Here is a 26,997-nt window from a genome sequence, read left to right on the forward strand (position 1 = left end):
CGAGCGCCGCCGCGACCAGCGCGGTAGCGTGCCGATCATGACGACCAACCCCACGGAGGCGCCCGGCGCGCCACCCCTCGCGTCCGCCGGCGAGGAAGGTTACAAGCGCGGGTTGAACCCGCGCACGATTCAGATGATCGCGATCGGCGGCGCGATCGGCACCGGTTTGTTCTATGGTGCGGGTGGCGCCATCGAGCAGGCCGGTCCGGCGTTGATCCTGTGTTATCTGGCGGCCGGGCTGGCTATTTTCGTGATCATGCGGGCGCTGGGTGAGTTGCTGACCTATCGGCCGGTGTCGGGGAGTTTCGCCGAGTACGCCAACGAGTTCCTGGGCCGTTTCGCGGGTTTCGTGACCGGCTGGACGTACTGGGCGGTGTGGGTGGCTACCTGTATGGCCGAGATCACGGTCGCGGGCAAGTATGTGAAGTATTGGTTCGCGGTGCCGGAGTGGCTGACCGCGCTGGTGGTGCTCGGTATTTTGTTCGCGGCGAACCTGATCTCGGTGAAGCTGTTCGGTGAGGGCGAGTTCTGGTTCTCCGCGATCAAGATCGTCGCTATCGCGGGGATGATCCTGATCGGGCTGGGTGTGCTGATCTTCGGGTTCGGCAACACCGACCACTCCACGGTGACCAACCTGTGGGACGACGGGGGCGTGTTCCCGACCGGGTACGGGCAGGCGTTGCTGGCGTTGCAGATCGTGGTGTTCGCCTATGTCGGTGTGGAACTGGTGGGGGTGACCGCGGGTGAGGCGGCCGAGCCGCGCAAGACGCTGCGCAAGGCGATCAACACGCTGCCGCTGCGGATCGGCCTGTTCTATGTGGGTGCGCTGATCATCATCATGTCGGTGGTGAGCTGGACCCAGTTCGAGGACGGCACCAGCCCGTTCGTGGAGGTGTTCTCCCGCATCGGGATTCCGGGCGCGGCCGGTCTGATCAACTTCGTGCTGCTGACCGCGGCGCTGTCGTCGTGCAACTCGGGGATCTACTCGACCGGGCGGATGCTGCGCAGCCTGTCGCTGCGCGACGAGGCGCCGGCCGCACTGTCCGGGCTGAGTAGCCGGCAGGTGCCCTACGGCGGCATCGTGGTGTCGGCGGCGATGATGGTGATCGGTGTGGTCGTGAACGTGGTCTCGCCGGACAAGGCGTTCAGTTACATCACCTCCGTCAGCACCATGGGCATCATCTTCGTGTGGGGGATGATCCTGGTCTGCCACTTCCTGTACCGGGCCAAGGTGCGGCGCGGTGACCTGCCCGCCGCCGACTACCGGCTGCCCGGCGCCCCGCTCACCAGCACCCTCGCGCTGGCGTTCCTCGGGCTGGTCGTGGTGCTGCTGTTCTTCACCGACAGCGGCCGCACCGCCCTGATCGTCGGCCTCGTCTGGGGCGTACTCGTCTGCGCGGGATACCCACTGATGAACACCCTCGCCCGCCGCCGCGCCGCCGCGGTCCCGGCCCGGTAGCGACCGCGGGAGCGTCGTGCCCGGATGCCGGTTCGGGCACGACGCTCCGGCGAGCCTTCGATTCTCAGGCGCCGGCCGTTCCGGCGGCGATCGCGAGGTAGGCCAGCGTGACGGTCATCAGGAACCATCCCGCGCCCTGCCAGATCGGCCACGCCCGGTGCCGCTTCCACACCCGGTAGGTGGCGACGAACGCGCCCACGGTCCCGATCACCAGGACGAGTCCCGGACCCGCGAGAACCGTTGCGCGCGAGGCGGTATCGCAGAACGTGGTCCCCGCCCCGGCGCACGGTTCGCGGCGACCGGCCCACTGCAGGACCACGACGAACACGAGCGCGGCGGCCACCAGCACGCCCGCGACATAGGTGGCGGCCCGGCGAAACATTCCGGGATCGTGCCACCGCTTCTCGACGTCGTCGACCAACCGGACCACCTCCTCACGCCCGGCGAATACCCAGCCGCCGCCGGCCTACTCCCGCCCGCTGCGGCACCGGCACAGCCCGATCCGGCCTCGTCGTTCCGGTGCCGCTGTTCCGGCCGGTCCTTCCGGCGTAGATGTTCCGGCCTCGTCGCCGTGGCCCCGGCGCTCCTGCTCGTCCGGGATCGTGCCACCGGTTCTCGACGTCGGCGCAGTCGCTCCGGCCCGATCGACCCGGCGCCGGTTGTCCGGTCCCGTCCTCCCGGCACGCTCCCGGCTGGGGTCCAGCCGGCACCGATGCGGCGATCGCGAGGTCAGAACAGCCCGCCGCCGGCGTGCAGGTGCTGGCCGGTGATCCAGCCGGCGTCGGCGGAGGCGAGGAATGCGACGATCCCGGCGATGTCGGTGGGCTCGCCGATGCGCCGCAGCGGTGTCCGGTCGGCGATCGCGTCGAGCGCGGCGGTGTCGACGGTGCCGAGCAGCGAGTCCGTGCGGATGGCGCCGGGGCGCACGCTGTTGACCGTGATACCGCGCGCGCCGAGCTCTCCGGCCGCGGCGCGGACCAGTTGGTCGGTCGCAGCCTTGCTCGCCGCGTACACGCCGGCGCCGGGGCGCCCGGTCACCGTGGCGCCGCTGGATATCACGACGACGCGGCCGCCGTCGCGGAGGCGGCGGGCGGCCTCGCGCAGGGCGAGGAACGTCGCGCGGGTGTTCACGGCGAACTGCTGATCGAAATCCTCCGTCGAGGCGTCCGCGATCGGCGCGAAACGCGCGATACCCGCGTTGACCACCAGAATGTCCAGCCCGCCGAAGGCGTCCTCGGTGGCGTCGAACAACCGCAGCAACTGATCCGGATCGGCGACATCGCCGGGTACGGCGGTCGCCGAGCCACCCTCCCGTATCACCTCGGCAACGAGTTCCTGTGCGGCACCAGCATTTTCGCGATAGTTGACCACCACCCGCACGCCGTCGGCGGCGAGCCGGCGGGCGATGGCGCGGCCTATTCCGCGGGCGGCCCCGGTGATCAGTGCTACGGGCATGGGGTCTCCTGAAAGTAGACATTAACGATAGTCGAGATGCTCGACTAATTGGTCGATGATGTCAACAGTCCGTGACCTAGACTGGCGGGAATGGGCGACGGGACATCGGATCTCACGACGGCGGTCATGACGGTGCACCGCGAGGCGGCGGCGCTGTACGCCGAGGTCGCGCGCCGGTTCGAGCTGACCAGTCAGCAGACGCAGCTGCTGTGCCTGCTCGATCGGCGGCACCCGTCGTTCGGTGAGCTCGCGACCCTGCTGGGCTGTGACAAGACGAACGTGACCGGCGTGGTGGACCGGTTGCAGCGGCGGGGGCTGCTGGCCCGGGAGCCCGACGCGCACGACCGGCGGATCATCAGAATCGTGCCGACGCCCGAGGGGGTCGCGCTGCGGGCACGGGTGCGGGCGGCGTTGACGGAGCGGATCGCGGACCGGTTTCCTGCCCTCGTGGCGGCCGATCCGGACCGGTTCGCCGCGCTGGCCGCTCTACTGGGTGGCTGAGTTCGTCCCGATTCGCGGGATCCCGGTCGCACAGGCTATGCGTATACGTATACTGCAATCATGTTCGATCCCCTCAGTCTCGTCGTCGGTGCCGGGTTGCTCGGTGCCGGCTGGGCGCTGGGCCGCGCCGGGCGCCGGCGGGGCCGCTCGGGCGCGCAGTCGCCCGGGCCCTGCGGTTGCGGCCACGACCTGGCCCTGCACGATCGGGAGACCGGCACCTGTCACGCCGAGATCTTCCGCAAGACCGGTCACGGCCTGAAGGAGTGGACCGGCTGCCGCTGCCGCCGCTACACCGGCCCCACGCCGCTGGAGGACGTGTTCACCTCGCCGATACTGCCACCGAATCCCTGAGGGCCGACCGCGCGCCGAGTCGCGCCGGACCGGCAGCGGATCATCCGGTGTCGGCCGGGAGCGGTCGTGCGGAACGGCCGTCGGGAATGGTTGTGCGGGAACGGTATCGGGCGATGTGGCCCGCCGGATGATGCCGGTCACCGGCGGGTGCGGGTGAGTGCCGCCGCGATGCCGTCGAGGACGACGTCCAGGCCGAAGCGGAAGTCCTCCGCCGCGATGTCGCGGCCGGGTGCGGCGGATTCCGGAAACGGGTCGGCGGCGAACAGTTCCGCCGCGTCGGGGAAGTGCCGGGGATCGATCAGGCGGGCGAGGGCGGCGCCGTATTCGTATTCGACGTCGGCCTGGTCGCGCTCGCCGCGGGCGGCTCGCATCTGCTGTTCCTGGAGGCAGGCCTGGCGCACGTAGCCGTCCAGCGGCATCAGCAGGCCGAGCTTGGTGCCCCGGTCCAGATCCGCTTCGCGCAGGGCGCGCAACTGCACGTCCAGCCATCCGATGAGATGCGGGCCGCGCGGTGGGCCGGCGGTCGGGGCCTGTAGCAGCCAGCCGCGGCGGGTGTAGCGCTCGCGCAGGGCGAGCGCGCAGTCGGTGAGCGCGGCCCGCCACTGGCGGGGCGGGCGGCGGATATCCGGCGGCGCACCGACGGCCGCATCCACCATCAGCTCCACCAGCAGGTCCTTCGACCCGACATGGCGGTACAGCGCCATCTTGGTGAAACCCAGTGTGCGCGCGACCTTGTCGAGCGTGACGGCGGCCAGCCCCTGATCGTCGGCCAGTTCCACCGCGGCCGCGACCACGCGGTCCACGTCCAGCGCCGGCGGGCGGCCCTGCCGGTGCGGGGCCGGGAGCCGCCACAGCCGCGCCAGTTCGACCGGAATCGTCTCCTCGCTCACCCTCGGCCTCCTCGCATGGAATCCATCCTGGCATCGGTGGTGTCCTCGAGATAGTATCCACAAGAAAGTATCTAGTGGATATTAAACTGAACGCCCGGTCGCCGGGGGAGGATTTCATGGCTCGACAGCGCATTCGAGACGTCGACGCGCTGCGCGGTTTCGCGCTGCTGGGCATCTTCGTCGTCAACATCACCTTCATGGCGTCGGCCTATCCGGCCAACCTGGTCGCCGACCCGGCGTACCCCGGCGCGCTGGACGACGCCGCGCGCGGGGCGATCGAACTGCTCGTGAGCATGAAGTTCTACCTGCTGTTCTCGTTCCTGTTCGGCTACAGCTTCACCCTGCAGATGTCGGCCGCGGCCCGGGCTGAGGAGCCGGCCACGACCCGGGCTGAGGAGTCGGCCGCCGACCGGATGGGGGCCGTCTTCGTGCCGCGCATGCTGCGCCGGATCGCGGGGCTGTTCGTATTCGGCGTGTTGCACACGGTGTTCCTCTACGGCGGCGACATCCTCGCCACCTATGCCGTGGTGTGCCTGATCCTGGTGGCGCTGCGGGGTATTCGGGATCGGACGGCGGTGCGCGTCGCGGGCCGGATCTACGGCGTCGTGCTGGTGGCGACCGCGGCGGTCGGCCTGTTCGCCGATACCTCGGCGTTCTTCCCCGCCGCCGGCGAGGCACGCGCGACGGCGGCCGAGCAGACGCGGGCCATGCTGGGCGGCTGGGGCGACATCGTCGGCGAACACTTGGCGGGCCTGCCGCTGCTGGTGGCGCAGTCGCTGACCCTGCAGGGGCCGACCGCGCTGGCGATGTTCCTGCTCGGCATGGTCGCCGGGCGTCGCGGACTGCTGGCGCGGGTGCGCGGCGACGAACCGGTGCTGCGCCGGATGCAGTGGATCGGATTTCCGATCGGCCTCGCCGGGGGACTGGTGTACGCGCTGGGCGGCGGGCCCGCCGGCACGCTGACCGCGGTGGCCGGAATCGCGAGTGCGCCGCTGCTGACGGCGGCCTACGTGGCGACGCTGCTGCGCGCGATGCACCGGCCGGGCACCGCCTGGGTGGGCCGCGCCCTCGCACCGGCCGGGCGGATCGCGCTGACGAACTATCTGGCGCAGTCGGCGATCGGCTTGATCGTGTTCAGCGGAATCGGCGTGGGTGCGGCGGGTTCGGTGTCGCCGGCGGGCCTGCTCGGCCTCGCGATCGGGATCTGGTGCGCGCAGCTGGCGCTCAGTGCGCTGTGGCTGCGCCGGTTCCGCTACGGACCGGCCGAATGGGTGCTGCGCTGGATCACCATCGCCCGGCGCCCGGTGCTGCTGGAACGGCCCGGCCCGCCGGCGCGGGACGCTCCGGGCACCGCCGGTCCCGGCTCGGCGACGCCCGGGCGAGCCACCGAGCGCGGTGAGGTATAGCCTGTCCGGAATTGAAACAGGCTGTGGTGTGGCGGGATTCGTATCCCGCGGCACGAAAGCGCGCGAACGTTCGGATGCTCGCGGAGCGCCGGGGAGGTAGGTTGTCGATCATGCGTACCGAGGGAGATACGTGGGACATCAAGACCGGTGTCGGATCGACGGCGCTGTTCGTGGCCGCGGCGCGCGCCCTGGCGGGTGACGAGCCGGGAGCCCTGGCGGAGGATCCGTTCGCGGAGGATTTCCTGCGCGCGGCGGGAGCCGAATGGGCGGCGCTGCTGGACGGCGAGGCGCCGGGCCATCCGCTGACCGAGACCGAGTTCGGCAAGGACTTCCAGGAGTTCCAGGCCGCCCGCACCAGATATTTCGACGACTACATCCGCGCGGCGACGGCGGAGGACGTGCGGCAGGTGGTCATCCTGGCCGCCGGGCTGGACGCCCGCGCCTACCGGCTGGCCTGGCCGGACGGCACGGTCGTCTACGAACTGGACCGGCCGCAGGTGCTCGATTTCAAGCGCGAGGTGCTGGCCGGCAACGGCGACGAGCCCCGCGCCGACCGCCGCGAGATCCAGGTGGACCTGCGCGACGACTGGCCGCAGGCGCTGCGCGACAGCGGTTTCGATCCGTCCGTGCCCACCGCGTGGCTGGCCGAGGGCCTGCTCATCTATCTGCCCGCCGACAAGGTGGAGCAGCTGTTCGAGACCGTCCACTCACTGAGTGCTCCCGGCAGCCGGGTGGCGATCGAGCAGATGGATCAGGTGTCCGAGGCGGCCGCCGAGGCGATCGGCCGGCAGTCCGACGAGAACGAGCAGGCGCGCACCGAGTGGCTGCAGATGATCTACAACGAGCCGCGCAGCGAGGCCGCGGCCTGGTTCACCGCCCGCGGCTGGACGGCCGAGCGCGTCGACGTGCCGGAATATCTGCGCGCCCACGGCCGCCCGGCCCCGGTCGATCAGCCCGCCGGCGGGGTGGTGTCCAACCTGGTCAGCCTCGTCACCGCGGTGCGGTCCTGAGCGTCACCGCGCTGTGGTCCTGAGCGTCACCGCGCTGTGGTCCTGAGCGTCACCGCGCTGTGGTCCTGAGCGTCACCGCGCTGTGGTCCTGAGCGTCACCGCGCTGTGGTCCTGAGCGCGCGGCGCTGTGGCCCTGACCACTGTACCGGAAGTTACTGTCCCACAACCGAGTTCATGATGGTCCCGGCGCTGGTCGCCAGCACGCCACCGACGAGGGCGCCGGCCACCATTTTCGGTGATTGCAGCGCGCCGCCGCTCCACTTCTCCCATGCGAATCTGCCACCGGCGTAGATGATCGCGGTGGTGCCGGACAACAGGACGAACCAGGTGAAGTAGCGGACTAGCTTCAGCAGCTTGTCCGCGGCCGGGGGCGTCTCGGGCGTCGGGTTCATCACCTGCGCCAGGATGATCTCGTGTGCGGTATGGAGAATCATGCCGAACTCGTTCCGCGTGACTGTGCCGTCTCCTCCATAGTAGGGCGTACCGGAGGGTGCAGAACGATGCGGAGCAGCACGGATGTGTTGGCCGCGCGCGGATTTCGAATTCAGAAGGCTTGACGCCCACGCACGGCTCGGCGCGATCGATGTCGAGCCGGCCCCCGCCCGATGGCTATTCGTCGTCCAGGCCGGCGGAGAGATAGGCGGCGGCCGCGACCCATTGGCGGCAGCCCACGTGCCGGTCGTGTGCGCGCAGGATCGTGCGGGCCCGGCGGTAGGTGAGATTGCAGGGCTCGTCGGCACAGTCGTCGGAGGTATCGGCACCCACGGTGGAATCGCGAGTACCGGAATACTGCAGCAGATGCTTCATGGGATGCCTCTGACCGTTCGCGGAGAGTAGGGCTGGCGACGCTCGGCGCGGGGCTCCCAATCGATCCGTACGCTGCCCGGCCATTCGCGTTGGAATTCACCCTATGCTCATGCGCCGTGCAGATGCAAGTACATCTGCACAATCGAATCGGCGTGTCTGCGAACGCCGTGTCGTATTTCGCAAAAGTGCGGTTTCGGTGGTTTGCGGGCCGGCGGCCGCTCGGATCCGGATGTATTGGGACAGAACCGACCGGTCGGGCAAAAAGATCCGGATGTGCGAACCGATACCGGGTGAGCCAGCCAAGATCAATACTCTTGCCGCCCTTATGGTTCCGATATGTCACAGGGGTCGATTGCGGGCAACTGGCGTGCTATCGTCTGAGTGTCAGTTCAACTGCAAGAACATTTGCGCGAACATCTGCAAACACCGACCTGCCGTTCCTGGCGGTGAGGTCAGCATTACCGAGCAGGGAGAGAGCAATGAGCGATACAGCGGCGATGGGTGTTGGTCGCCCGTCCGATTTGAGTTGGCGCAAGAGTACGTTCAGCAACCCGAGCGGAAACTGCGTGGAAGTCGCCGATCTGGCCAACGGCCTGGTCGCCGTGCGCAATTCGCGGGATCCCGAGGGCGCTGTGCTGGTCTACACGCGCCCGGAGATCGACGCCTTCCTGCGCGGCGCGAAGAGCGGGGAATTCGACGATTTAGCGCGCTGAGCGGTAACATTGGCCTTCGGCGCGGTGCGGTCTGCGACGAGGTGGGTTGAGACTTCACTGCCGGTGATCCTCGAGCATCGGAGTAGGACTCATGATCGGAGAACCCGTCCGGATCGGCCATGCGGATTCGCTTGCCGCCGACCGTGGTCCGACTGCGCTTCGGATCGCGGTCGGGGGGCAACTCCGCAAACTGCGGGAAGATACCGGTATCTCCCGTGAAGCCGCGGGTGAGCACATTCGCGGTTCACACGCCAAGATCAGTCGCCTGGAGCTGGGCCGAACCGGGTTCAAGGAACGCGATATTCGCGATCTGCTGTCGCTGTACGGCGTCAGCGATCCCGACCAGCGGGAAATGTTCCTGGATCTGGTTCGCAAGGCAAACCAGCCGGGGTGGTGGCATCGCTACAACGATCTTCTGCCGTCCTGGTTCGAGACCTATCTCGGCCTGGAGCACGCCGCGAAGTCGATCAGAACCTTTGAGAATCAACTGGTTCCGGGCCTGTTGCAGACCGAGGACTACATGTGCGCGGTGGTCGCGCTCGGGCACGAGAGTTCGGAGTCGGCGCGGCGCGTCGAACTGCGCAAGCGGCGCCAGGAGATTCTCGAGCGGCACGGCGGGCCGACCATGTGGGCGGTCCTGGACGAGGCCGTTCTGCACCGGCCGATCGGTGGCAACGAGGTGCTGCGGGAGCAGATCGAGCACCTGATCGACATGTCCGACCGGCCGAACGTCACGATTCAGGTGCTGCCCTACGCCGCGGGCGGGCATGCGGCGGTCGGCAGTTCGTTCACGATGCTGCGCTTCGCGGAGCCGGAGCTGCCCGACATCGTGTACATGGAGCAGCTGACCAGCGCCCTGTACCTGGACCGGCAGCAGGATCTGGAGTTGTACCGGCAGGTCATGGATCGGCTCAGCGTTCAGGCCGAGGCGCCGGCGCGGTCGCGAGTCATGCTGAAAGAGGCGGCCGCGGCGTTGTGACGACGGCGCGCGAGGGCCGCCGATCGACTTACTGCCGGATGAAGCTGGACGCGATGCGCCAGAACGCGTCCGGGTGCATCGTGTCGAAATCCCAATCGTTCACCATGGCGTGCGCCGTGCTGACGATGCGCTCGATATCGAAATCGTCCCGGGTGGCCGCGCCGGTGGATTCGACCGCGTCGATGACGAATCGTGTTGCGGTTTCCCGCGAGTAGTGGTGGTGCTCGGTCCGGTCCCTATCCATAAGTCCGAGCCGGCCGAGACCCATTGGCTGGTTCATACGAGCCCCTGACGCCAGGCCGTGAGGAAACCGATGGCGGAAATTGACCTCCGGTTCACCCTACGGCTCACTGGTTAGTCCCCTGTAGTGCCTTGCACGACGAGTCTAGGGCGGCGTAGCGAGCATATGCAAGTACATCTGCAACATCGAATATGAACTCGCAGTGCATGTTTCGAGTGCTGGTTGATTGCTATTCGAAGGCGTCGGGCGGGTCGGATCGGTTCTCCGAGCCGGTGTGTCGCGTCTCACGCGGCCGAAAGATGTCGGCTGGATTGCGGCAATGATCGTGCGACACCGTCCGCGGGTGATCTCTGGTCGATCTTGGTACCCCTGTTCCAGGTATTTGCGGGCGCGCCCGGACATGATCATCCCGGGCGGAATCGAGGAGGAAACCTGTCGCACGGTCTGCGCGTATTCGCCGTGATCCTGGGCAATCGCGAAGCGGGGGAACCCGTTTCGACAAGGAGGCAGCATGGTGACACCACGACGAATGCTGATCGCGGGAGTATCGGCCCTGGTGATGGGGGCCGGCGCGGCCGGTGTGGCGAATGCGGACCCGGCGGCGGCGCAGTCGGACCAGGACTATCTGGCCGCGGCGCATCAGACCAATCTCACCGAGATGGCCGCCGGCGGCCGGGCTGCGGCCATGGCGTCGTGCCCGGCCGTGCAGCGGCTGGGGTCGACGTTCGTCGCCGACCACAGCCGGCTCGACGGGATGGTCACGACGGTGGCCGCCCGAACCGGCGTGATGCTGCCGCTGCTGCCGAACGGCGAGCAGCAGCAGACCCTGGCGGCCACCTCGACGAAGCTGGGCCGCGACTTCGACATCGCCTGGCTGCAGTCCCAGGAGCAGGGGCATCTGGCCGCCCTGCGGGACGGCCGACAAGCGCTGGCCGCGAGCACGACACCGGACGTGCGATCGGTGGCCGAACAGGCGACGCCGATCGTCGAGGAGCATCTGGCCGAGATCCGGACGGCCCTCGGCCAGTGCTGAGGCGGCCAGTGCTGAGGCGGCCAGTGCTGAGGCGGCCAGTGCTGAGGCGCTGCCGGTACAGAGCCGCTGAACGGCGAATGCCGAACTGCTGAGCGGCGAATGCCGGGTCGCGTGCGGTCCGGACGACCGCACGCGATCGGTCGCCCCTCGGAGCCGGTGACGTCGGCGCCCGTGCGGGCCGCCATCGGGCAGCGCTCCGCCGCTGCGCTCGGTCACACCGCAGCACAGTTCGGTTACACCGCCGCTCCGCTCGGTAATCCGCTCGGTAACGGGTTACACCGCCGCTCCGCTCGGTAACGACTGATCCGCTCCGCTCGAACGACTGATCCGCTCCGCTCGAACGATTGATCCGCTCCGCTCGGTGACCGCTCGGGTCCGTTTCGCCCGGTGGTGCCGAGCGGCTTCGCCCGGTGGTGCGACCCACTCCGCCCGGTGCCGACGATCCGCTCCGCTCAGTGACCGCCCGGATCGCGGAGCCGGTCGCCCTCGTGCGCTCTGATCCGGCGGTGTTCGACGACGACCAGCGTCGCGCCGCCGATCAGGCAGACCGCGGCGACCACGGCGCCGACGACGGTCCAGCCGGTGAAGCCGTAGCCCGCGGCGGTGAGGGTGGCCGCGAGGGCGACCAGGCCGACGGCGATCAGGGTCATCCCCGGCCAGTTGCGCGCGTCGGCGACGGATTCGCCGGCGCGAGAGCGGCTGGTGCGCTTGGTGTCCGGGGAGTAGCGGCGGCGCGGCCCGGCGCCGGGGGAGTCGGACAGGGTGGGTCGGGGCGGTCGCTCGGACGGCCCGCCTGCGGGTGTTTCTGTCATCACCGGTGTACCTCCTGTGCGGTAGCCGTTTCCGTGGTGGTCGAACGGCGAGCCGATTCTGTGGTCATCGAACGGGGGGAGCCGTTCCCGTGCGGAGAGCACGGGACGATCCGTTCCGATGTGGTGCGACGGACAGTTCGTAGACGGCGAAGGCCGCGTGGATGACCGGCTGGGCGACATTGCGCACCCGGACGCCGCCCGGTGTGGTGCCGCTCTCGCAGCCGGCGTGGGCGTGCCCGTGCACCGCCAGGTCGGCCCCGCATTCGTCGATCGCCTCGCCGAGCAGATAGGAGCCGAGGAACGGATAGATCTCCAGGGGCTCGCCGTGCAGGGTGTCGCCGATCGGGGAGTAGTGCGTGAGCGCCACCACCGCGTCGGTGTGCAGGCCGCACATCGCCGCTTGCAGCGACTGCGCGAGATCGACCGTGTGCGAGGCGAATTCGCGCATCTCCCGTTCGCCGAAGACGCTCGCGCATTTGCCGGCGAAACCACCGCCGAAGCCCTTGGTGCCGGCCACGCCCAGGGTGTGACCGCCGACCGGGACGGTGGTGGCGGAGCCCTCCAGCATCGTGATGCCGTGCTCGGTGAGCAATGCGGTGATGTCGTCCTGGGCGTCGCTGTGGTGGTCGTGGTTGCCGAGCACCCCGATCACCGGAACGCCCAGATTTTCGAACTCCGTGGCGACCACGTGGGCCTCGTCGAGGGTGCCGTGCCGGGTGAGGTCGCCGGCGAGCAGCAGGACGTCGGCGAGGTGCGGGAGTTCGGCCAGTGCCGGGCGCAGCAGCCCGGCGGATTCGGGACCGAGATGGATGTCACCGACGGCGGCGATGCGCATGACCGAAACCTCCTGTGGGACGGGAAATCAGTCCAATTGTTCGCGGTCGGTCGGCGCCGCGCAGCTGGTGACGCGAACATCGTTGTGCACGCGCAGTTTCGGCGCCTGCTCGTGCACCACCTCCCGCAGCTGCCGGCGCCGCTGCTCGCTGGTCACCTCGCCGCTGAGCACCACCACGTCGCCCCGGATCGTCACGTGCACACCGAGTTCGGCCGTGCGCGGATCCTCGGCGAACGCGCGGCGCAGATTCGCCACGAGGTACTGCGGCAACATATCCGGATGGTCGGTCATCGTGCCTCCCTTGTCGCTGACGCGGAGATCGTCGAGCAGGCCCAGGAAGGCCCGGGCGTACGGCGACATCGCGGTCTCGGCCCGCACCCGCGACCAGTCCACCTGTTCGCGCAGCCCGCGCGCGATGTTCAGCAGGCCGGTGAGATCGAGCCGGTGCGGATCGAGCACCATGATCTTGTCGATCATCAGATCGGTGCCGCTGACCACCGGCGCGGCGGTCGGGCCGATCCGCATCCAGTGCGCCCGGGCGAGCAGGTCGTCGGTGACGGTGCGGTAGTTGGGCCGGAAGATCAGGTCCACCAGGGTGTCTCCGTCGTAGGCCTTGGTGAGCCAGTCCTCGGCCGGGTCGACCAGCCGCAGCCCGGCGTCGGCGAGCGCCTGCCGGGCCCCGTCGACGTCTGCGGGTTTCACGAAGAGGTCGACATCGTGATCCGACGCCGGGCCGCCGCGCGCGTAGGCGGCGCACCCGCCGGCGACCGCGAACGGGATCCCCCGGTCGAGCAGGGCGTTCACGACCCGGGTCAGGGTCAGCAGCAGTTGGTCGATGGTCTTGACCATGCTGGGGGCCTACCCGGCCGGAACCCGGCTAATCGTGGTCGGCGGATGCCCACGGCGACCGGCTGGCCGGTGGCCGATCGGGTGTGGTGGTCGGCTGGCCGGTGGCCGATCGGGTGTGGTGGTCGGCTGGCCGGTGGCCGATCGGGTGTGGTGGTCGGCTCGCCGGTGGCCGATTGGGCATCGTCGTAGCGGGTACGCGAACCAATGCGACCGGGCCTGTTCGCATCGAAAGGAGGCGCGAGGTGAGCGATGCCGATACCGTGGGCGCGCCCGCCGAGGCGACTCCGGGCTGGAACCGGCGGGCGCGGCACGAGACGGAGTCGCAGCGGCAGGACCGCAACTGGGCCACGCTGATCCAGGAGACACGCGTCGTCCAGACCGGCGTGCAGCTGCTGACCGGACTCCTGCTGACCCTGCCGTTCCAGAACCGATTCGAGCAGCTGTCCGAGCCGCTGCGCCGGGTGTATCTGGGCACCGTCGCCGCCTCGATCGGGGCGACGGTATTTCTGGTGGCGCCGGTGTCGGCGCACCGGATCCTGTTCCGCCGGCGCCGGCTGGCGCGGGCGGTGGCCGGTGCGCACCGGTTCGCGATCGCCGGTCTGGCGCTGCTCGGTCTCGCGCTGACGGGGGTGGCGGTGCTGATCTTCGAGGTGGTGGCCGGTCCGCCGGCGGGAGCGATCGCGGGGTCGGCGTTCGCGGTCGTGTTCGCCGCGGTCTGGGTGGTCCATCCGTGGTGGCAGCGCCGCATCTCCGATCCGGACGACGATCGGCAATCGTAGTATGAATCACGTTGTCGCACAGGGTGTTTCGGTGCGATGTTTCCGGGTAGATCGTGGGCGTCGGGTGAAACCACCCGAGTGGACCGAGAGGCCGGAGGTGAATGTCATGACCGATCAGGACAGGAGCGGTATCCGCGAAGGCATCGAGGGCGCCGTCGAGGGCGCGAAGGGTAAGACCAAGGAGGTCGCCGGTGCTCTGCTCGACAACGACGACATGCGCGAGGAGGGCCGTTCCCAGCAGGAGCGCGCCGAATCGCAGCGCGAGGCCGCCGAGCACGAGGCCGAGGCCGAGAAGGAACGCATCAAGGCGGACGTCGAGGAACAGCGCCAGCGCGCCTATCAGCGGAACGACCGCTGACGGCGGCCGCCCGGCGTGGAACAGGGCTGCCCGGCATCGAGGCCGGGCAGTCGCTTGCCGTCGGGACGCCGTGCCGAGATCGCGCCCGTCCGGACCGGCCGGGTGTGAGCGAGGGACCCGCGGGTACGGCGGTAGGGCGGGTCCGGCGGTAGGGAAGTGGTGCGGTAACCGGGAGGAGGGCAATTCGTGGCGAAGACGAACTCGAACGGGCTCGAGGCCGTCGACGCGTGGTGGCGCGCGGCCAACTATCTGTCCGCCGGCCAGCTGTATCTGCTGGACAATCCGCTGCTCACCGAGCCGCTGCGGCCCGAGCACATCAAGGGCCGGTTGCTGGGCCACTGGGGTACGGTGCCCGGGCTGACGCTGATCTACGCGCATCTGAACCGGCTGATCGTGCGCGACGGCCGGCGGGTGCTGTTCGTCGCCGGTCCCGGGCACGGCGCGGCCGGGCTGAACGCGGCGGCCTGGCTGGAGGGCAGTTACGGCGAGCGTCATCCCGCCGCGGCCCGCGACGTCGACGGCATGCGGGAGTTGTTCCGGCAGTTCTCCTTTCCCGGCGGCGTACCGAGCCACGCCTCGCCGCATCTGCCGGGATCGATTCACGAGGGCGGGGAACTGGGCTATTCGCTCGCGCACGCCACCGGGGCCGCGCTGGACAATCCGGACCTGACGGCCGTGTGCGTGATCGGCGACGGCGAGGCCGAGACCGGACCGCTGGCCGCGAGCTGGCACGCCCCGGCCTTCCTGCATCCCGCCCAGGACGGTGCGGTGCTGCCGATCCTGCACCTGAACGGGTACAAGATCGCCAACCCGACGGTGCCCGCCCGGATGCGCCGCGACGATCTGACGGCCCTGCTGCGGTCGCACGGGTGGGCGCCGACGGTGGTGGCCGGCGATCATCCCGCCAAGGTGCACGAGCAGTTCGCCACCGCGCTGGAGGGCGCGTTCGAGCGGATCGACGAGATCCGTTCCGGCGCACGGGCCGAGCGCCCGCTGATCGTGCTGGCGACGCCGAAGGGCTGGACCTGCCCGGCGCGGGTGAACGGGGTGGCGGTGGAGGGGACCTGGCGTGCGCACCAGATCCCGTTGTCCGAGGTGCGCGAGGACCCGTATCACCGTGCGCTGCTGGAGGAGTGGCTGCGGTCCTACCATCCGGAGGATTTGTTCGACGAGGGCGGTGAGCCGGCCGGCGCCGTGGGTTCGGTGTGTCCGCACGGCACGCTGCGGATGAGCGACAATCCGCACGCGCACGCCCGCGACAGCGTGGATCTGCGGCTACCGGACATCCGCGCGCACACCGTGGACGTCGGCGCGCCCGCGACCGGGCAGGCGGAGGCGACCCGGGTGCTCGGTGGCTACCTGCGCGACGCCCTGACCGCCAATCCCCGTCGGCTGCTGTTCTTCTCGCCCGACGAGCACACCTCCAACCGCCTGGACGCGGTACTCGAGGTCACCGGGCGGCGCTGGCAGGAGGCGACCGCGCCCGCCGACGATCGGCTTTCCCCCGACGGGCGGGTCTTCGAGGTGCTGTCGGAACATCTGTGCCAGGGCTGGCTGGAGGGATATCTGCTGACCGGGCGGCACGGGGTGTTCTCCACCTACGAGGCGTTCGCGCACATCGTGGACTCGATGGTGGTGCAGCATGCCAAATGGTTGCACAGCGCCTCCGAATACCACTGGCGCACAACGATTCCCAGCCTCAACTATCTGGTCACCTCGCACGTGTGGCGGGAGGACCACAACGGCGCCTCGCATCAGGATCCGGGATTCCTCGATCACGTGCTGAGCAAGCGCCCGGAGGTGTGCCGGGTGTACCTGCCGCCGGACGCCAACTGCCTGCTGCACGTGTTCGACCACTGCCTGCGCGGCCGCGGCCGGGTGAACGTGGTGGTTGCCGGGAAACAGCCCGCGCTGCAATATCTTTCGGGTGAGCAGGCCGCCGAGCACTGCGATCGCGGGCTCGGGGTGTGGAGCTGGGCCGGTACCGACGGCGACGGCGAGACCGATGCGGTGCTCGCGTGTGCCGGCGACGTGCCGACCCAGGAGACCCTCGCCGCGGCGGCACTGCTGCGCGAGCTGGTCCCGGATCTGGCCGTGCGCGTGGTCAACGTGGTCGATCTGGCCCGGCTGTTCCCGCCGGACCGCCATCCGCACGGCATCACCGACCGCGAATATGCCGAGATCTTCGCTGCGGGCCGGCCGGTGGTGTTCGCGTTCCACGGCTATCCGTGGCTGATCCACCAGCTCACCTATCGCCGGCCCGGGCACGAGCAGCTGCACGTGCGCGGCTTCCACGACAACGGCACCACCACGACGCCGTTCCAGATGTGCGCGATGAACGGCATCGATCGCTACCAGCTGGCACTGTCGGTGCTCGAACAGGTTCCCCGGGTCGCCGACCGGGTCGGGCACCTGCGCGCCCACCTGCTGCATCGGCTGCACGCCAACACCGTGCACGCGGAGCGCACCGGCAGCGATCTGCCGGAGATCACCGACTGGACATGGGCCGCGGGCGAGACTCGCCGTTGAAACCGTCGTCGTAGCGGGGCGTCGCTGTCGGTGCCGCGACGCCGTTCGATCGGTACGGCGCATTCGGCAGTGCCCTTACGACCGCGGTGGCCGAAGCGGCCCGGCAGATCACGGCCGAGTACCCGGACGGCGCGATCGCCGCGGCGTCCGAGCGGGGGGCGGCGCGCTGAGGCCCATGCGGCGGCCGCGCGCTGAGGTCGCGTAGCGAGGGCGGGGCGGGCCGAGGCCGTGCAGGGGCCGCCGAGGGCCGCGTACCGCGCGCCGGGGCCTGTCCTGTCCGGTCGCGACAGCGAGGCTCACGGGCGGCGGTGGTGGTCGGCCCAGCGGCGGGCGGCGTCGCGCAGGCCGTGGGTCCAGATGTTGGGGTTGCGGTTGGCGGTGGCGGTCCACTCGGCGGCCAGCGCTGTGGCGAACACCCGCAGGTCGGTGGTGTCGGCGCGATGCCAGGCCGGCACGCGGGCGGCCCAGCGCTCGGCCGCGGCGGGTTCGTGACCGGCGAAGATCAGCCAGACGATCCAGCAGCCCGGGTCGATCCAGGACGCGCCGCGGGTGGCCCACGGCCAGTCGACCAGCCGGGCGCCGGTCTCGGTGACGATGACGTTGCTGTAGTTCCAATCGGTGTGCAGCAGGGTCTCGCCCGCGAACCGGGCGGCGTCGGCCGGGTCGGCGAGATAGCCGCCCCAGCGCACCTCGGCATCCTTCAGCTCGAGTTCGGCGGGGCAGGGCAGCCGCCCGAGGGCGGCCATCGCCGCGGCCGTCGCCGCCAGGTCGGCGTCGACCCGGTAGTCGGCGAAATGACCTGGGACATAGTCGAATCCGAGCAGATCCCAGCCGCCGGCGGCGACCTGCCAGCGTAGCCGCGGCCCGATCGGGGTGACGTGCGGACCGAGCACGGCCTCGCGGTGCTGGGTCCACACCTCCGGGTCGTCGACCCGCATCCCCTTCACGAAGGTGCGGCCCTCGGCGGTCTCCAGCACGGTCGCCAGGTGGCTGCTGAACCCGGCGACGATCGATTCGGCGCGTAGCACCGGACCGGTGAGCGCCTCGGCCGCGGTTCGGGTGGCCTGGGGTAGCTCCTCCCAGCTGCGCCGCTGTGCGGAGGTCTGCGCCCGATCGACTGTCACCCCGAACATCTACCGCGAAACCGGCACGCTAGCAAGAGATCTCGGGCACGGAACCCAGGGATTTCGCGGTGTACGTGCAAGTGTGTTTGCGCGCTGGCCGGAAGGTTGCCGTGAACGGGTTCGGATCGCCGAGCCGACCGTTCGCCGCGGCGCGGCGGGTGACAGCCGGGTGAACGGATTTCCTGCCCGCGGCGCGGGCGGCGGCTGCCCGGCCGGCCCGGTGGCCGCCGCGGGTGATGGTCAAGTGACTCAGTGCTTTTCGAAAGGATGCCGGATTCCGCGGGATCACCCCGGTCGGCGGTGCGCGGACGTGCGCGTAATGACATCGAGCCCGTAGCGTGGCAGACTGTCGTCAGGTTGAGACTACAGCCGACCCCGGTTCGAACACGGAGCTGCCCGCCGAGTCGGTCGACGGTCCGTAGGAATACCGATGATCGTTGTCCGGTCGCCCGGGCAAGGTCTCCGCGCTGGAGCTGGCAATCCCCCGACGATTACGGGAGGCTTGATTATGTCTGCGATTGCCGTTCTGCAACGCCCGGCCGATGCTGCGGCTCCCGACCGTGCCGACCAACCTCCGGCTCTCCTGCCCGACTGGCGGCGGCGCTGCGCGATCGTCCGAGTCGAGGGCGAGCTCGACGCGGCCGTTGCCGAAGGATTCCGGCAGGCCGTCGGCCAAGCCGTGACCGCCAGTTCTCGGGCGGTGGTCCTCGATCTGCGCGGTACCCGATTTCTCAGCATCGGAATCGCGCGATGGCTGGCCGTCGCGAAACGGGCCGCCGCCGGCACGGGCGTGGATCTGCGCATCGTGTCCGGCCGTCGCGAAATCGAGCGGGTGCTGGAGATCACCGGCGTCCGCCCGCTGTTCCGCTACTACGCCGGTATGCAACTCGCGCTGGACGCGTAGGCGCTCGACGCGGCGGTGGGAGCGGTTTCCGGCCGCTCCCGCCGTTGGGCGTGTCGGATCCCGGCCGTGGGCGGATACTCATGGAGTGACACGCAGTGGCGGACCTCGTCGGGAGAACGCGCACCGGTTCGAGCAGGTGATCGGAACGGGAAAGTCGCAGCACGTCGGCTCGTTCCGGTTCTGGTTCGGTGACCAGCGCTGGGAATGGTCCGACGAGGTCGCGGCCATGCACGGCTACGGGCCCGGGTCGGTGCAGCCGACCACGGAACTGTTGCTGAAGCACAAGCACCCGGAGGACCGGGAGCAGGTGGCCTCCTCGATCGCGCGGTCGATCGAGGAGGCGGAGCCGTTCTCGAGCCGCCACCGCATCGTCGACGTCCACGGGCAGGTGCGGCACGTGCTCGTCGTCGGCGATCGGATGGTCGACGACGACGAGAAGGTGATCGGTACCAGCGGCTACTACGTCGACGTGACCGAGACGCTGGACGCGCATCGGCAGGAGACGCTCAACGGCACGCTGCCGGAGCTGTACGAAGCACGCGCGGTGATCGAACAGGCCAAGGGGGCGCTGATGCTGATCTACGGCATCGGCGCCGACCAGGCATTCCGGGTTCTGACCTGGCGGTCGCAGGAGACGAACGTGAAACTGCGCAGCCTGGCCGACCGGCTGGTGGAGGAGATGCGCTCGTTGAGTTCCTGGACGGCCGGCGCGCGCAGCCGCTTCGACCACGTGCTGCTCACCGTGCACGAGCGCGTCGACGAGGACCGAGTCCACGAGGACCGAATCCACGAGGACTGAATCGGTACGTTTCGCGGGCACGCTCTCGGGTAACGCCGCAATGATATGGCTACCGGAATCGGAACAAGGTCCGCGGGCTCGGCGAGATCGCCGCGTGGGAGGAGAGGTACGTGTCGTCGATGAGTGAGTGGGTTACGGGGACCTCGCTGCAGGCATCCACCGTCGGCGTCCGGGTGCCGGCGGAGTTGGGGCAGCTCACCATGTTGCGTGCGCTGGCCGAGACCGTCGCGCTGATCGGCGATTTCGCGCTGGACGAGGTCACCGACATCCGGGTGGCGCTGGACGAGATCGCGACCGCGTTGATCGCCGAGGCGGCGCCCGGATCGTCGCTGGAATGCGATTTCGGATTCGACGACGGGGCGATGACGGTGCGGGTCACCGGCCTCGCGGCCGTCGAGGACGCGCTGGACGAGCACGGTTTCGGCTGGCACGTGCTGCGAACGATCACCGAGTCCGTTGCGGCGCGGACGGATTCGTTCGATCCCGAGCGTAACGGATACCCGGTCACGGTCGAGTTCAGCCGAGTGCGGGGTGAGGCCGATGGCGGGTGACCGCGGGCGCCGCCACCGCGGCAGCGACAGCTACGACAATATCGAACCGGAATTCGCGAAGCTGGCCGCACTGGACCCGGACGACCCGCACCGGGAGGCGGAGCGGGAGCGGATCGTCGGGCTGTGCCTGCCGCTGGCCGAGCACATCGCCCGGAAGTTCTCCGGGCGCGGCGAGAACTTCGACGATCTGCTCCAGGTGGCGCGGGTCGGACTGGTACAGGCGGTGGACCGTTTCGACGTCGAGCGCGGGTCGTCGTTCCTGTCGTTCGCCGTGCCGACCATCATGGGCGAGGTCCGCCGGCATTTCCGCGACAACACCTGGGCGGTGCGGGTTCCCCGGCGTACCAAGGAGATTCAGCTGTCCATCGGCGGCGCCGTGGACGCCCTCGCGCAGCGGCTCGGCCGGCTGCCGAAGGCGCGCGAGATCGCCGACGAACTGGATGTGGACCTGGTGGAGGTCACCCAGGCGCTGATCGCCGGCAACGCGTATCAGATGTCCTCGCTCGAGGCGGCGACCGGCGACGACGGCGAGAACACCCCGCTGTCGCTGCGCGAGGTGCTCGGCGAGGCGGAGCCGAAGTACGACCGGGTGGAGGAGTTCATGGCGGTCAAGCCGTTGATCGCCGACCTGCCCGACCGCGAGCAGCAGGTGCTGATCATGCGGTTCTTCGAGACCAAGACGCAGACCCAGATAGCCGACGCCCTGGGCATCTCGCAGATGCACGTGTCCCGCATCCTCGCCAAGACCCTCACCTGGTTGCGCGAGGAAGCGCTGCGGGACTGACCGAGGCCGCTGGACCGAGCGCATCGGCCGGGCCGGTCGGCAGGCCGCCGACCGGGTCCGGTCAGAATGCCGTTGGTCCGGGTGGTCTCGGGTCGTACGGGTCCGGGGGAGCCGGATGCGGTGCCGGTCCGGGTAGCGGGGGCTCCGGATGCGGCCGGGGTGGTTCGGGATGGGGATCGGGCCGCGGTGGTTCCGGATTCGGGTTCGGCCACGGCGGTTCGGGGTTCGGGTTCGGCCGCGGTGGTTCCGGGTTGGGGTTCGGCCGCGGTGGTTCGGGATCGCGACCGGGCCCCGGGAGCGGTGGCTCGGCCGGCGGGCCGGGCGGCCTGGGTTCCGGGTTCGCCATCGGTGCAACGGGATTCCCGACGGGTCCGCTCGGCGCGGGATACGCCGACGGTGTGGGCGGCCGCGGGTTCGGCTGCGGTGGTTCGGAACTCGGTGTCGGGCCCTGCGGGCCGGGTACCGGCCCGGGCGGGCCCGGATTCGGGAGCGGATCGGGAACCCCCGCGCTCGGGATCGGTCCCTGCGGTCCGAGATCGACGATCGGGCCCGACGATTCGTGTTCGGGAACCGCGGCCGCGGCGCCGTGGTCCGGGATCGCCGCGGTGGCGCCCGGACTCGGCATCGGGTCGGGCGGGCCCGGATCCGGGACGGGGCCCGGCGGCACGGGTTCGGGGATCGGCCCGGGTGGCTCCGGTGCCGGGTCCGGCGGTGGCTCCGGTACCGGCGGCGAAAACGGGTCCGGCGGAACGGGATCCGGCGTCGGCGTGGGGACGGTCAGCTCGGGGCGTATCTCGGTCTCCGGATCGTCGTCGGCGGGCGGTTCCGGATCACGCCACTCCTCGGCGCGGCTGGACCGGTTGCCGCGCAACGTGCCCTCCAGCTCGTGGGCCAGCTGATCGTCCTGGCGGGGCCCGTGTTTCGAACTCTCCCTGTGCATCTCGTACCTCCTCAACCGTGTCGCAGCAGGGCCCCGACGCCCTCGGCCGGGGCATGCTCGGGGCCGGTGATGACGATGTCGGCGCGGGCGGCCAGCGCCGCCAGGGGCAGCGCCTCGTCGGCGCGCCGGGACGGGGCGCGGGGCGGCGCCATCTCCGCCGGCATCACCTGGGTCGGATCCGGGTCGGCGCACACCACCCGGTCGCCGAGCGCGTCCGGGGCCACGATCAGCGTGTCGGCGTTGGCCTCGCGAAGCGCGGCCGTGGTCGCGGCCAGGCCCTGGGCCGCCAGGCCGTGCATCCGCCCCTGCTCCTGCCCGAACAGCTCCACCACCGCGCCGCGGCGCAGCTCGGTCTCCTCGCGCAGGATCCGCTCGATGTCGCGGTCGAGCGCGTCGCGGTCGGATCCGGCTGCGCGTGAACCGCTTTCGACCTGTATCACCCGGCGGCCGTGCGGCGGCAGCGCATCGGCGAGCGCGGTGCGCGCGGTCACCTCGCCGCACAGCAGCACCAGCGTCGCGCCGGCCCGGTCGGCCGTCCGGCCGACCTCGTGCGCGACGCCGGCGATGTTGTGGCGCACGGTGTCCTCCACGCGGTGCTGGATGGATTTGTGCGACGGTCCACCGCCGCCGACCTTGTGCAGAGGATGGGCCGTACCGCTCATGCTGTGCGCGATGCGGTGGCCGCGGGCGTCCACGCCGCGGATGTCGGCGCCGTGCCGGTCGACGATGGCGACCACGTACGGGGTGCGCGGCCGCCGCAGCTCCAGCAGCGGAAGCAGGTACGGCAGCGGCGACAGCCGCACCACCGGGCGCGGTGGCGGGACCGGCAGCGGCTCGGCGACCAGGACGTGCTCATGGTCGGTGATCACCGCCTGCCCTGCCCGCCCGGGCGGCGGGGCCGCCAGGGCTTCGTCGACCGCCTCGAGAATCCGTGCCGGCGCGCCGCTTTCGGTGAGTTCGGCGCGGACCGCGCGGCGGCGCAGCCGCTGTTGCTGGGCGGCGTCCTCGGTGTCGTTGCTCGTGCCGAGATAGACCGACGCGAAGGGGCCCTCGTAGTCGGTCAGCTCGTACAGACTCGTGATGGCCACGTGGGGCGGTTACCCGATGATCGCCGAGGCAATCATCGCTGGTGCGGACGTTTGCGATGCCTGGTACGCGGGTGTTTGTGCGCTCGATTCGCGGGTAACCGGAGCCCTGCGGCGGACACCGTCGTCACGGGCCGGCGATCGGTCACGACCCGTTGCGGGTGAGCCGAGGCGGGAGGATCCGGGCGGCTCGTCCGCGACGGCAGGCCGGACGCGCGGTCCGCCGATCGCTCGGGCCGTACTGAATTGTGCGCCTTCCCAACGTGTTCGGGCAGAGGCTATGAGAACGACCAGAGCCCGCCGGAGCGTTCGCGGGCGCGGCGGCCGGGCCGTACGGTGAGTGCGTGCAACGCCCCCGACGTTGCCCGTGAACATTGCTCGTGAACACTGTCGTTGTCGCCCATGAACACTGTCGTTCAGATCGTGCGCTCACCGGACGCGGCCAACCCGCCGAAAAACGCCGCCCGGTGAGCGCCTGCCGCCGCGCCGCGCGGACGCGTCGGGCAGGAAACCCCAGACTCCCTCCTGCTCGGACCCCAACGCGGCTGCCGGACGGCGGTATGCCCACCGGACGGATAACTGCTCATCGACCGTCCGGTGGGCATTCTCTCACCGTGAACCGTGAATGACCGTTCGGGCGAACGGATGTCGCCGCCGGACGGCCGGATACGCGCCTCCGGCGGTTCAGCCGGCGCGATAGGTGCGCGCGACGAGCGCCGAGCGCAGGTACCACAGGCCGCTGGCCTGGGTGGGGTCGAAGCCGGTGAGTTGGCCGATGCGTTTGAGCCGGTAGTCGACGGTGTTGGTGTGGACGTGGAGGAGGCGGGCGGTGCGTTGGCGGTTGAGGTTGTGGGCGATGTGGGTGTGCAGGGTTTCGAGGAGTTCGGGGTGGTGGTCGAGGGGTTCGAGGAGGGAGCCGAGGTATTCGCGGCCGGGTCCGGGGCGGGTGAGCTGGTATTCGAGGGCGAGGTCGTCGAAGCGGTAGAGGCCGGGTTCGCTGTGCAGGCGGGCGACCATGTCGAGGAGTTGGTGGGCTTGGTCGGCGGCGGTGGGGATGGTGTCGGTGGGGGTGCTGACGAGGGTGGCGGTGATGGGGACGTGCGCGGCCTTCGACAGGTGGGTGGTGAGCGCTTCGAGCGCGGCGTCGTCGGTGTGCTGGGTGGGGATGAGCAGGGTGCCGCCGTCCACCGAGAGGAGGGAGAGGGGGGTGTGGTTGTAGCGGGTGGCGAGTTCGGCCTGCAGGCGCCGCAGCTTGCGGCGGGCGACGACGGTGCCGTCGAGCACCGGGTTGGACTCGTCGGGGTGCGGGGGTATGGCGAGGGCGAGGACGTGGTAGCGCTCGGCGATCTCGATGCCGCATTCGCGGGCCATGGTGGAGGTGGGGTGGCCGCCGAGGAGTGCGGAGGTGAGGGTGTGGACGGCGGTGTGGTGTTCGGAGACTACGGCTTTGAGTTCGCGGACGTAGGCGGTGGAGACGGCGGTGGTCATGGTGTCGAGCATTTCGACGACGAGTTTGGCTCCGCCGATGAGGGATTCGTAGTCGGCGAGCGTGATGACCATCTCGCCGTCGCCGGCGGCCGCGCGCTGGCGTCCGGCCGAACCCGAAACCACCAGTTCGAGGCCGATTTTGAAGCCCTCGTGGATGGCGTGGTGGATGGTGTCGATCGGCACGCCCTCGCGGGCCCATTGGGCGGCGGCGTCCTTCAAGCGCTCGATCTTCTCGGGAATGTTGGTGCCGTCGAGCATGCCGACGGCGAGTTCGAGGCAGGTCCGGGTGATGGTGGTGACGTCGCCGTAGATGGCGTCGCCGGGCAGTGTGCCGCAGGGGGCGACGTTCTCGACGAAATGCCCGACCATCTGGCGCGATAAAGCCCAGACGTCCTTGAGCGGTGACGAGATCGGGGCCCCGGCAATGGTGAGGCCCGAACGGGACGAGCTGTCGATGGACATCGCTGTCTCCCTTTCCGCACCGATTTATCTGATGCGGCGGTTAACACTAACTATGCACCGCCGCCGCACGGCCGATTCACCGATCGTCTGTACGGAATCCGAAGCTCGATCTCGGCAGGCTGTGAGCAGTCACAAATATCAGGCGCCGCCCCTGGGTGTCGAGTCTCGGCGTCGACCTCAGTGCCACAGGCTGCGGCACGGCAGCGGGCGCATCCCCGGCCGCACCTTCGTGTCGATGGTGACCGCCAGACCCGAATGCACCGCGGCGGCTGCGAACTCCCACGCCTCGGCGCGGGTCGCGGAGTACTCGAGCACCAGCTCGTCGCCTGATTCGGGGCCGTCGAAATAGACGGTCACCCGCCGGGTGGGCGCCTCGGTGACGGTGTCGGCTGTGTACATGGCCGTGCTCCTTCTCCTGCTGCGCCGCTGCCGGTGGAGCCGGCGACGGCGCCGCAATTGAAGGTACTTAGGTGTAACCGCGATCAACAGGTGTTCCGGCGGAATTCGTCGCGCAACACAGCCTCATATCCGGGGCTTTTGTGATATCTCAGGACGCGGTGTGGCGCAGGGCGGTCCGCCCTCGATCCGGTTAGGATTTTCGGCCATGGCGAACTTTGCGATTCGGCGTGTGGTGGGTGCCTGCGCCGGAAGCCTGGTGCTGTTGGCGGGTGCGGTCGGGGCCGCGTCCGGGCAGCCGTTCTATCCGGCCGTAGATCCGGATCCGTTCTATGCTGCGCCCGGCGATATCGCCGAGCACCAGCCGGGTGACGTGCTCGGCATCCGGGCACTACCGCCGCTGGCCGTCTTTCCGGATACGGACGTGTGGCTGGTCAAGTTCCGGTCCACGAATTCGGAGGATAAGCCGATCGCGGCCACCACCACGGTGCTGGCGCCGCGTAAGCGCGCCGTGGACGGGCCGCTGCTGTCGTATCAGACCATCATCAACGGGCTCGGCACCGAGTGCTCGATCTCGCACACCCTCTACACCGACGATCCCAATCTGATGGTGCGCGAGGCGCCCGGCTACAACGTGGCGCTGCAGCGCGGCTGGACGATCGCGTTGCCGGACCATCTCGGCCCCGAATTCGCGTACGGCGCAGCGCGGCTGGGCGGCCAGATCACCCTGGACGGGATCCGGGCCGTGCAGCGGGTGGAGCAGCTGCGGCTGGGGCGCAGCCCGGTGACGATGGCCGGCTACTCCGGTGGTGGGATGGCGACCGCGTGGGCGGCCGCGCTCGCGCCGAAGTACGCGCCGGACCTGCACATCGCGGGCGCCGCGGCGGGCGGGGTGCCGATGAATATGGTGAAGATGCTGGAGGGGCTCGGTTTCGGGGCGCATCCGGTGTTCGGGCTGGCCTTCGCGGCCGGGATCGGACTCGAGCGCGAGTATCCCGACCGCTTCCCGATCTCCGATCAGCTCAACGACGAGGGCCTGCGGGTGGGTCACCAGGTCGCCAACGGCTGCACCAACGACCTGCTGGCCGCGGGCGCCGGGCGCGGTGCGCTGGACTTCGCCAAGACCACCTCGATGATCGAGGATCCGGAGGCCCGGAAGGTGGTGGAGGAGAACAGCCTCGAGCTCTACGACGAGAGCGTGCCGAATATGCCGGTGTTCGAATGGCATTCACCGATCGACGGACTGGTCCCGATCGACTCCATCGAGAATACGAACCGGCGCTGGTGCGCCGCCGGCGTCCGAGTGCAGTCCGAGGCGATCCCGGTGCCCGACCATCTGACCGCCGCGGTGCTGGGACTGCCGCAGGTGCTGGGCTGGCTGGACGGGCGGGTGAACGGGGCGCCGGCCCCGAGCAACTGCTGACCCGGGCGAACACCCGACCCCGGGTGGTCGGCCG

Annotated in this window: 30 protein-coding genes; 16 read left to right on the forward strand and 14 right to left on the reverse strand. The window is 69.8% G+C overall.

The annotated features are described in order from the left end of the window. Positions 1–37: 37 nt before the first annotated feature. Positions 38–1,459: an amino acid permease gene (locus D892_RS0128915; RefSeq protein WP_036570144.1), complete on the forward strand. Its 1,422-nt coding sequence runs from the start codon at positions 38–40 to the stop codon at positions 1,457–1,459. 64 nt (positions 1,460–1,523) lie between these two features. Here D892_RS0128915 and D892_RS0128920 read toward each other — a convergent pair whose 3' ends face one another. Beyond that, entirely contained in the window at positions 1,524–1,889 is a 366-nt protein-coding gene (locus D892_RS0128920; protein WP_232236196.1) for a hypothetical protein, read from the reverse strand. A 299-nt stretch (positions 1,890–2,188) separates the two neighbouring features. Then, entirely contained in the window at positions 2,189–2,914 is a 726-nt protein-coding gene (locus D892_RS0128925) for an SDR family oxidoreductase (RefSeq protein WP_024804582.1), read from the reverse strand. 90 nt (positions 2,915–3,004) lie between these two features. On the opposite strand from D892_RS0128925, the gene D892_RS42355 reads away from it, so the two are divergent. Both D892_RS42355 and D892_RS42360 read left to right on the forward strand, forming a co-directional pair. After that, positions 3,005–3,415: a MarR family winged helix-turn-helix transcriptional regulator gene (locus tag D892_RS42355; RefSeq protein WP_036567553.1), complete on the forward strand. Its 411-nt coding sequence runs from the start codon at positions 3,005–3,007 to the stop codon at positions 3,413–3,415. A 60-nt stretch (positions 3,416–3,475) separates the two neighbouring features. After that, positions 3,476–3,766 carry a hypothetical protein gene (locus tag D892_RS42360; protein WP_036567554.1) on the forward strand — a complete coding sequence of 97 codons (291 nt, stop codon included), beginning with the start codon at positions 3,476–3,478 and terminating at the stop codon, positions 3,764–3,766. 137 nt (positions 3,767–3,903) lie between these two features. Here the strand turns inward: D892_RS42360 and D892_RS0128940 are convergent, their stop codons facing one another. Further along, the gene (locus D892_RS0128940) at positions 3,904–4,656 is read right to left on the reverse strand and encodes a TetR/AcrR family transcriptional regulator (RefSeq protein WP_198037011.1); all 753 of its coding nucleotides are present in this window, start codon (positions 4,654–4,656) and stop codon (positions 3,904–3,906) included. Positions 4,657–4,772: 116 nt separating this feature from the next. Here D892_RS0128940 and D892_RS0128945 point away from each other — a divergent pair, with 116 nt between their 5' ends. Both D892_RS0128945 and D892_RS0128950 read left to right on the forward strand, forming a co-directional pair. Further along, a complete protein-coding gene (locus D892_RS0128945) occupies positions 4,773–6,062 on the forward strand; it encodes a DUF418 domain-containing protein (RefSeq protein WP_084161760.1) in 1,290 nt (429 codons plus the stop codon). Between the two features lie 110 nt (positions 6,063–6,172). Continuing rightward, positions 6,173–7,072, forward strand: coding sequence for a class I SAM-dependent methyltransferase (locus D892_RS0128950; RefSeq protein WP_024804585.1), 900 nt, complete (start codon positions 6,173–6,175; stop codon positions 7,070–7,072). A 152-nt stretch (positions 7,073–7,224) separates the two neighbouring features. Here the strand turns inward: D892_RS0128950 and D892_RS0128955 are convergent, their stop codons facing one another. Together D892_RS0128955 and D892_RS0128960 are read right to left on the reverse strand one after the other, a co-directional pair. Beyond that, positions 7,225–7,506 (reverse strand): hypothetical protein, encoded by a 282-nt coding sequence (locus D892_RS0128955; protein ID WP_024804586.1) that lies wholly within the window; start codon positions 7,504–7,506, stop codon positions 7,225–7,227. 175 nt (positions 7,507–7,681) lie between these two features. Continuing rightward, positions 7,682–7,879, reverse strand: coding sequence for a hypothetical protein (locus D892_RS0128960; RefSeq protein ID WP_024804587.1), 198 nt, complete (start codon positions 7,877–7,879; stop codon positions 7,682–7,684). Positions 7,880–8,358: 479 nt separating this feature from the next. On the opposite strand from D892_RS0128960, the gene D892_RS0128965 reads away from it, so the two are divergent. Next, positions 8,359–8,592: a DUF397 domain-containing protein gene (locus tag D892_RS0128965; protein WP_051499195.1), complete on the forward strand. Its 234-nt coding sequence runs from the start codon at positions 8,359–8,361 to the stop codon at positions 8,590–8,592. 91 nt (positions 8,593–8,683) lie between these two features. Next, entirely contained in the window at positions 8,684–9,571 is an 888-nt protein-coding gene (locus D892_RS0128970) for a helix-turn-helix transcriptional regulator (RefSeq protein WP_024804589.1), read from the forward strand. Positions 9,572–9,599: 28 nt separating this feature from the next. On the opposite strand, the gene D892_RS0128975 is transcribed toward D892_RS0128970, so the two are convergent. Next, on the reverse strand, positions 9,600–9,851 hold the full coding sequence (locus D892_RS0128975) for a hypothetical protein (protein WP_024804590.1): 252 nt from the start codon (positions 9,849–9,851) through the stop codon (positions 9,600–9,602). Positions 9,852–10,323: 472 nt separating this feature from the next. Here D892_RS0128975 and D892_RS42365 point away from each other — a divergent pair, with 472 nt between their 5' ends. Then, the gene (locus tag D892_RS42365) at positions 10,324–10,845 is read left to right on the forward strand and encodes a DUF4142 domain-containing protein (RefSeq protein ID WP_084161275.1); all 522 of its coding nucleotides are present in this window, start codon (positions 10,324–10,326) and stop codon (positions 10,843–10,845) included. Between the two features lie 452 nt (positions 10,846–11,297). On the opposite strand, the gene D892_RS42370 is transcribed toward D892_RS42365, so the two are convergent. The 3 genes from D892_RS42370 to D892_RS0128995 form a co-directional block, all read right to left on the reverse strand. Next, on the reverse strand, positions 11,298–11,657 hold the full coding sequence (locus D892_RS42370; protein ID WP_156959731.1) for a hypothetical protein: 360 nt from the start codon (positions 11,655–11,657) through the stop codon (positions 11,298–11,300). Between the two features lie 64 nt (positions 11,658–11,721). Next, positions 11,722–12,492, reverse strand: coding sequence for a metallophosphoesterase (locus D892_RS0128990; protein WP_024804593.1), 771 nt, complete (start codon positions 12,490–12,492; stop codon positions 11,722–11,724). A gap of 27 nt (positions 12,493–12,519) precedes the next feature. Then, on the reverse strand, positions 12,520–13,341 hold the full coding sequence (locus tag D892_RS0128995; protein ID WP_024804594.1) for a nucleotidyltransferase family protein: 822 nt from the start codon (positions 13,339–13,341) through the stop codon (positions 12,520–12,522). 242 nt (positions 13,342–13,583) lie between these two features. Here D892_RS0128995 and D892_RS0129005 point away from each other — a divergent pair, with 242 nt between their 5' ends. The 3 genes from D892_RS0129005 to D892_RS0129015 all read left to right on the forward strand — a co-directional run bounded on the left by D892_RS0129005 (position 13,584) and on the right by D892_RS0129015 (position 17,007). Next, positions 13,584–14,120 carry a DUF6328 family protein gene (locus D892_RS0129005; protein ID WP_024804595.1) on the forward strand — a complete coding sequence of 179 codons (537 nt, stop codon included), beginning with the start codon at positions 13,584–13,586 and terminating at the stop codon, positions 14,118–14,120. Positions 14,121–14,226: 106 nt separating this feature from the next. Then, positions 14,227–14,478, forward strand: coding sequence for a CsbD family protein (locus D892_RS0129010; RefSeq protein WP_024804596.1), 252 nt, complete (start codon positions 14,227–14,229; stop codon positions 14,476–14,478). A gap of 186 nt (positions 14,479–14,664) precedes the next feature. Beyond that, the gene (locus tag D892_RS0129015; protein WP_024804597.1) at positions 14,665–17,007 is read left to right on the forward strand and encodes a phosphoketolase; all 2,343 of its coding nucleotides are present in this window, start codon (positions 14,665–14,667) and stop codon (positions 17,005–17,007) included. Positions 17,008–17,303: 296 nt separating this feature from the next. On the opposite strand, the gene D892_RS47105 is transcribed toward D892_RS0129015, so the two are convergent. Continuing rightward, entirely contained in the window at positions 17,304–18,131 is an 828-nt protein-coding gene (locus tag D892_RS47105) for an aminoglycoside phosphotransferase (RefSeq protein ID WP_156959732.1), read from the reverse strand. A 508-nt stretch (positions 18,132–18,639) separates the two neighbouring features. On the opposite strand from D892_RS47105, the gene D892_RS42375 reads away from it, so the two are divergent. From D892_RS42375 to D892_RS0129045, 4 genes are all read left to right on the forward strand, one after another. Then, the gene (locus D892_RS42375) at positions 18,640–19,035 is read left to right on the forward strand and encodes an STAS domain-containing protein (RefSeq protein WP_024804599.1); all 396 of its coding nucleotides are present in this window, start codon (positions 18,640–18,642) and stop codon (positions 19,033–19,035) included. Between the two features lie 85 nt (positions 19,036–19,120). Then, the gene (locus D892_RS0129035; protein ID WP_024804600.1) at positions 19,121–19,834 is read left to right on the forward strand and encodes a PAS and ANTAR domain-containing protein; all 714 of its coding nucleotides are present in this window, start codon (positions 19,121–19,123) and stop codon (positions 19,832–19,834) included. A 119-nt stretch (positions 19,835–19,953) separates the two neighbouring features. Continuing rightward, on the forward strand, positions 19,954–20,385 hold the full coding sequence (locus D892_RS0129040) for an anti-sigma factor (protein WP_024804601.1): 432 nt from the start codon (positions 19,954–19,956) through the stop codon (positions 20,383–20,385). Continuing rightward, entirely contained in the window at positions 20,375–21,169 is a 795-nt protein-coding gene (locus tag D892_RS0129045) for an RNA polymerase sigma factor SigF (RefSeq protein WP_024804602.1), read from the forward strand. Before D892_RS0129040 ends, D892_RS0129045 begins: the two co-directional genes overlap by 11 nt. 61 nt (positions 21,170–21,230) lie before the next feature. Here D892_RS0129045 and D892_RS42380 read toward each other — a convergent pair whose 3' ends face one another. From D892_RS42380 to D892_RS0129065, 4 genes are all read right to left on the reverse strand, one after another. After that, positions 21,231–22,109 carry a hypothetical protein gene (locus D892_RS42380; protein WP_024804603.1) on the reverse strand — a complete coding sequence of 293 codons (879 nt, stop codon included), beginning with the start codon at positions 22,107–22,109 and terminating at the stop codon, positions 21,231–21,233. 11 nt (positions 22,110–22,120) lie between these two features. After that, positions 22,121–23,197: a Vms1/Ankzf1 family peptidyl-tRNA hydrolase gene (locus tag D892_RS0129055; protein WP_024804604.1), complete on the reverse strand. Its 1,077-nt coding sequence runs from the start codon at positions 23,195–23,197 to the stop codon at positions 22,121–22,123. A 681-nt stretch (positions 23,198–23,878) separates the two neighbouring features. After that, positions 23,879–25,144, reverse strand: a complete 1,266-nt coding sequence (locus D892_RS0129060; RefSeq protein ID WP_024804605.1) for a CdaR family transcriptional regulator — start codon at positions 25,142–25,144, stop codon at positions 23,879–23,881. A 177-nt stretch (positions 25,145–25,321) separates the two neighbouring features. Then, complete coding sequence (locus D892_RS0129065) at positions 25,322–25,543, reverse strand: hypothetical protein (RefSeq protein WP_024804606.1); 222 nt, start codon at positions 25,541–25,543, stop codon at positions 25,322–25,324. A 205-nt stretch (positions 25,544–25,748) separates the two neighbouring features. On the opposite strand from D892_RS0129065, the gene D892_RS0129070 reads away from it, so the two are divergent. Further along, positions 25,749–26,963, forward strand: a complete 1,215-nt coding sequence (locus tag D892_RS0129070; RefSeq protein WP_024804607.1) for a lipase family protein — start codon at positions 25,749–25,751, stop codon at positions 26,961–26,963. Positions 26,964–26,997 lie beyond the last annotated feature (34 nt).

Source organism: Nocardia sp. BMG51109, from assembly GCF_000526215.1.
In the GTDB taxonomy this organism is placed as follows: Bacteria; Actinomycetota; Actinomycetes; order Mycobacteriales; family Mycobacteriaceae; genus Nocardia.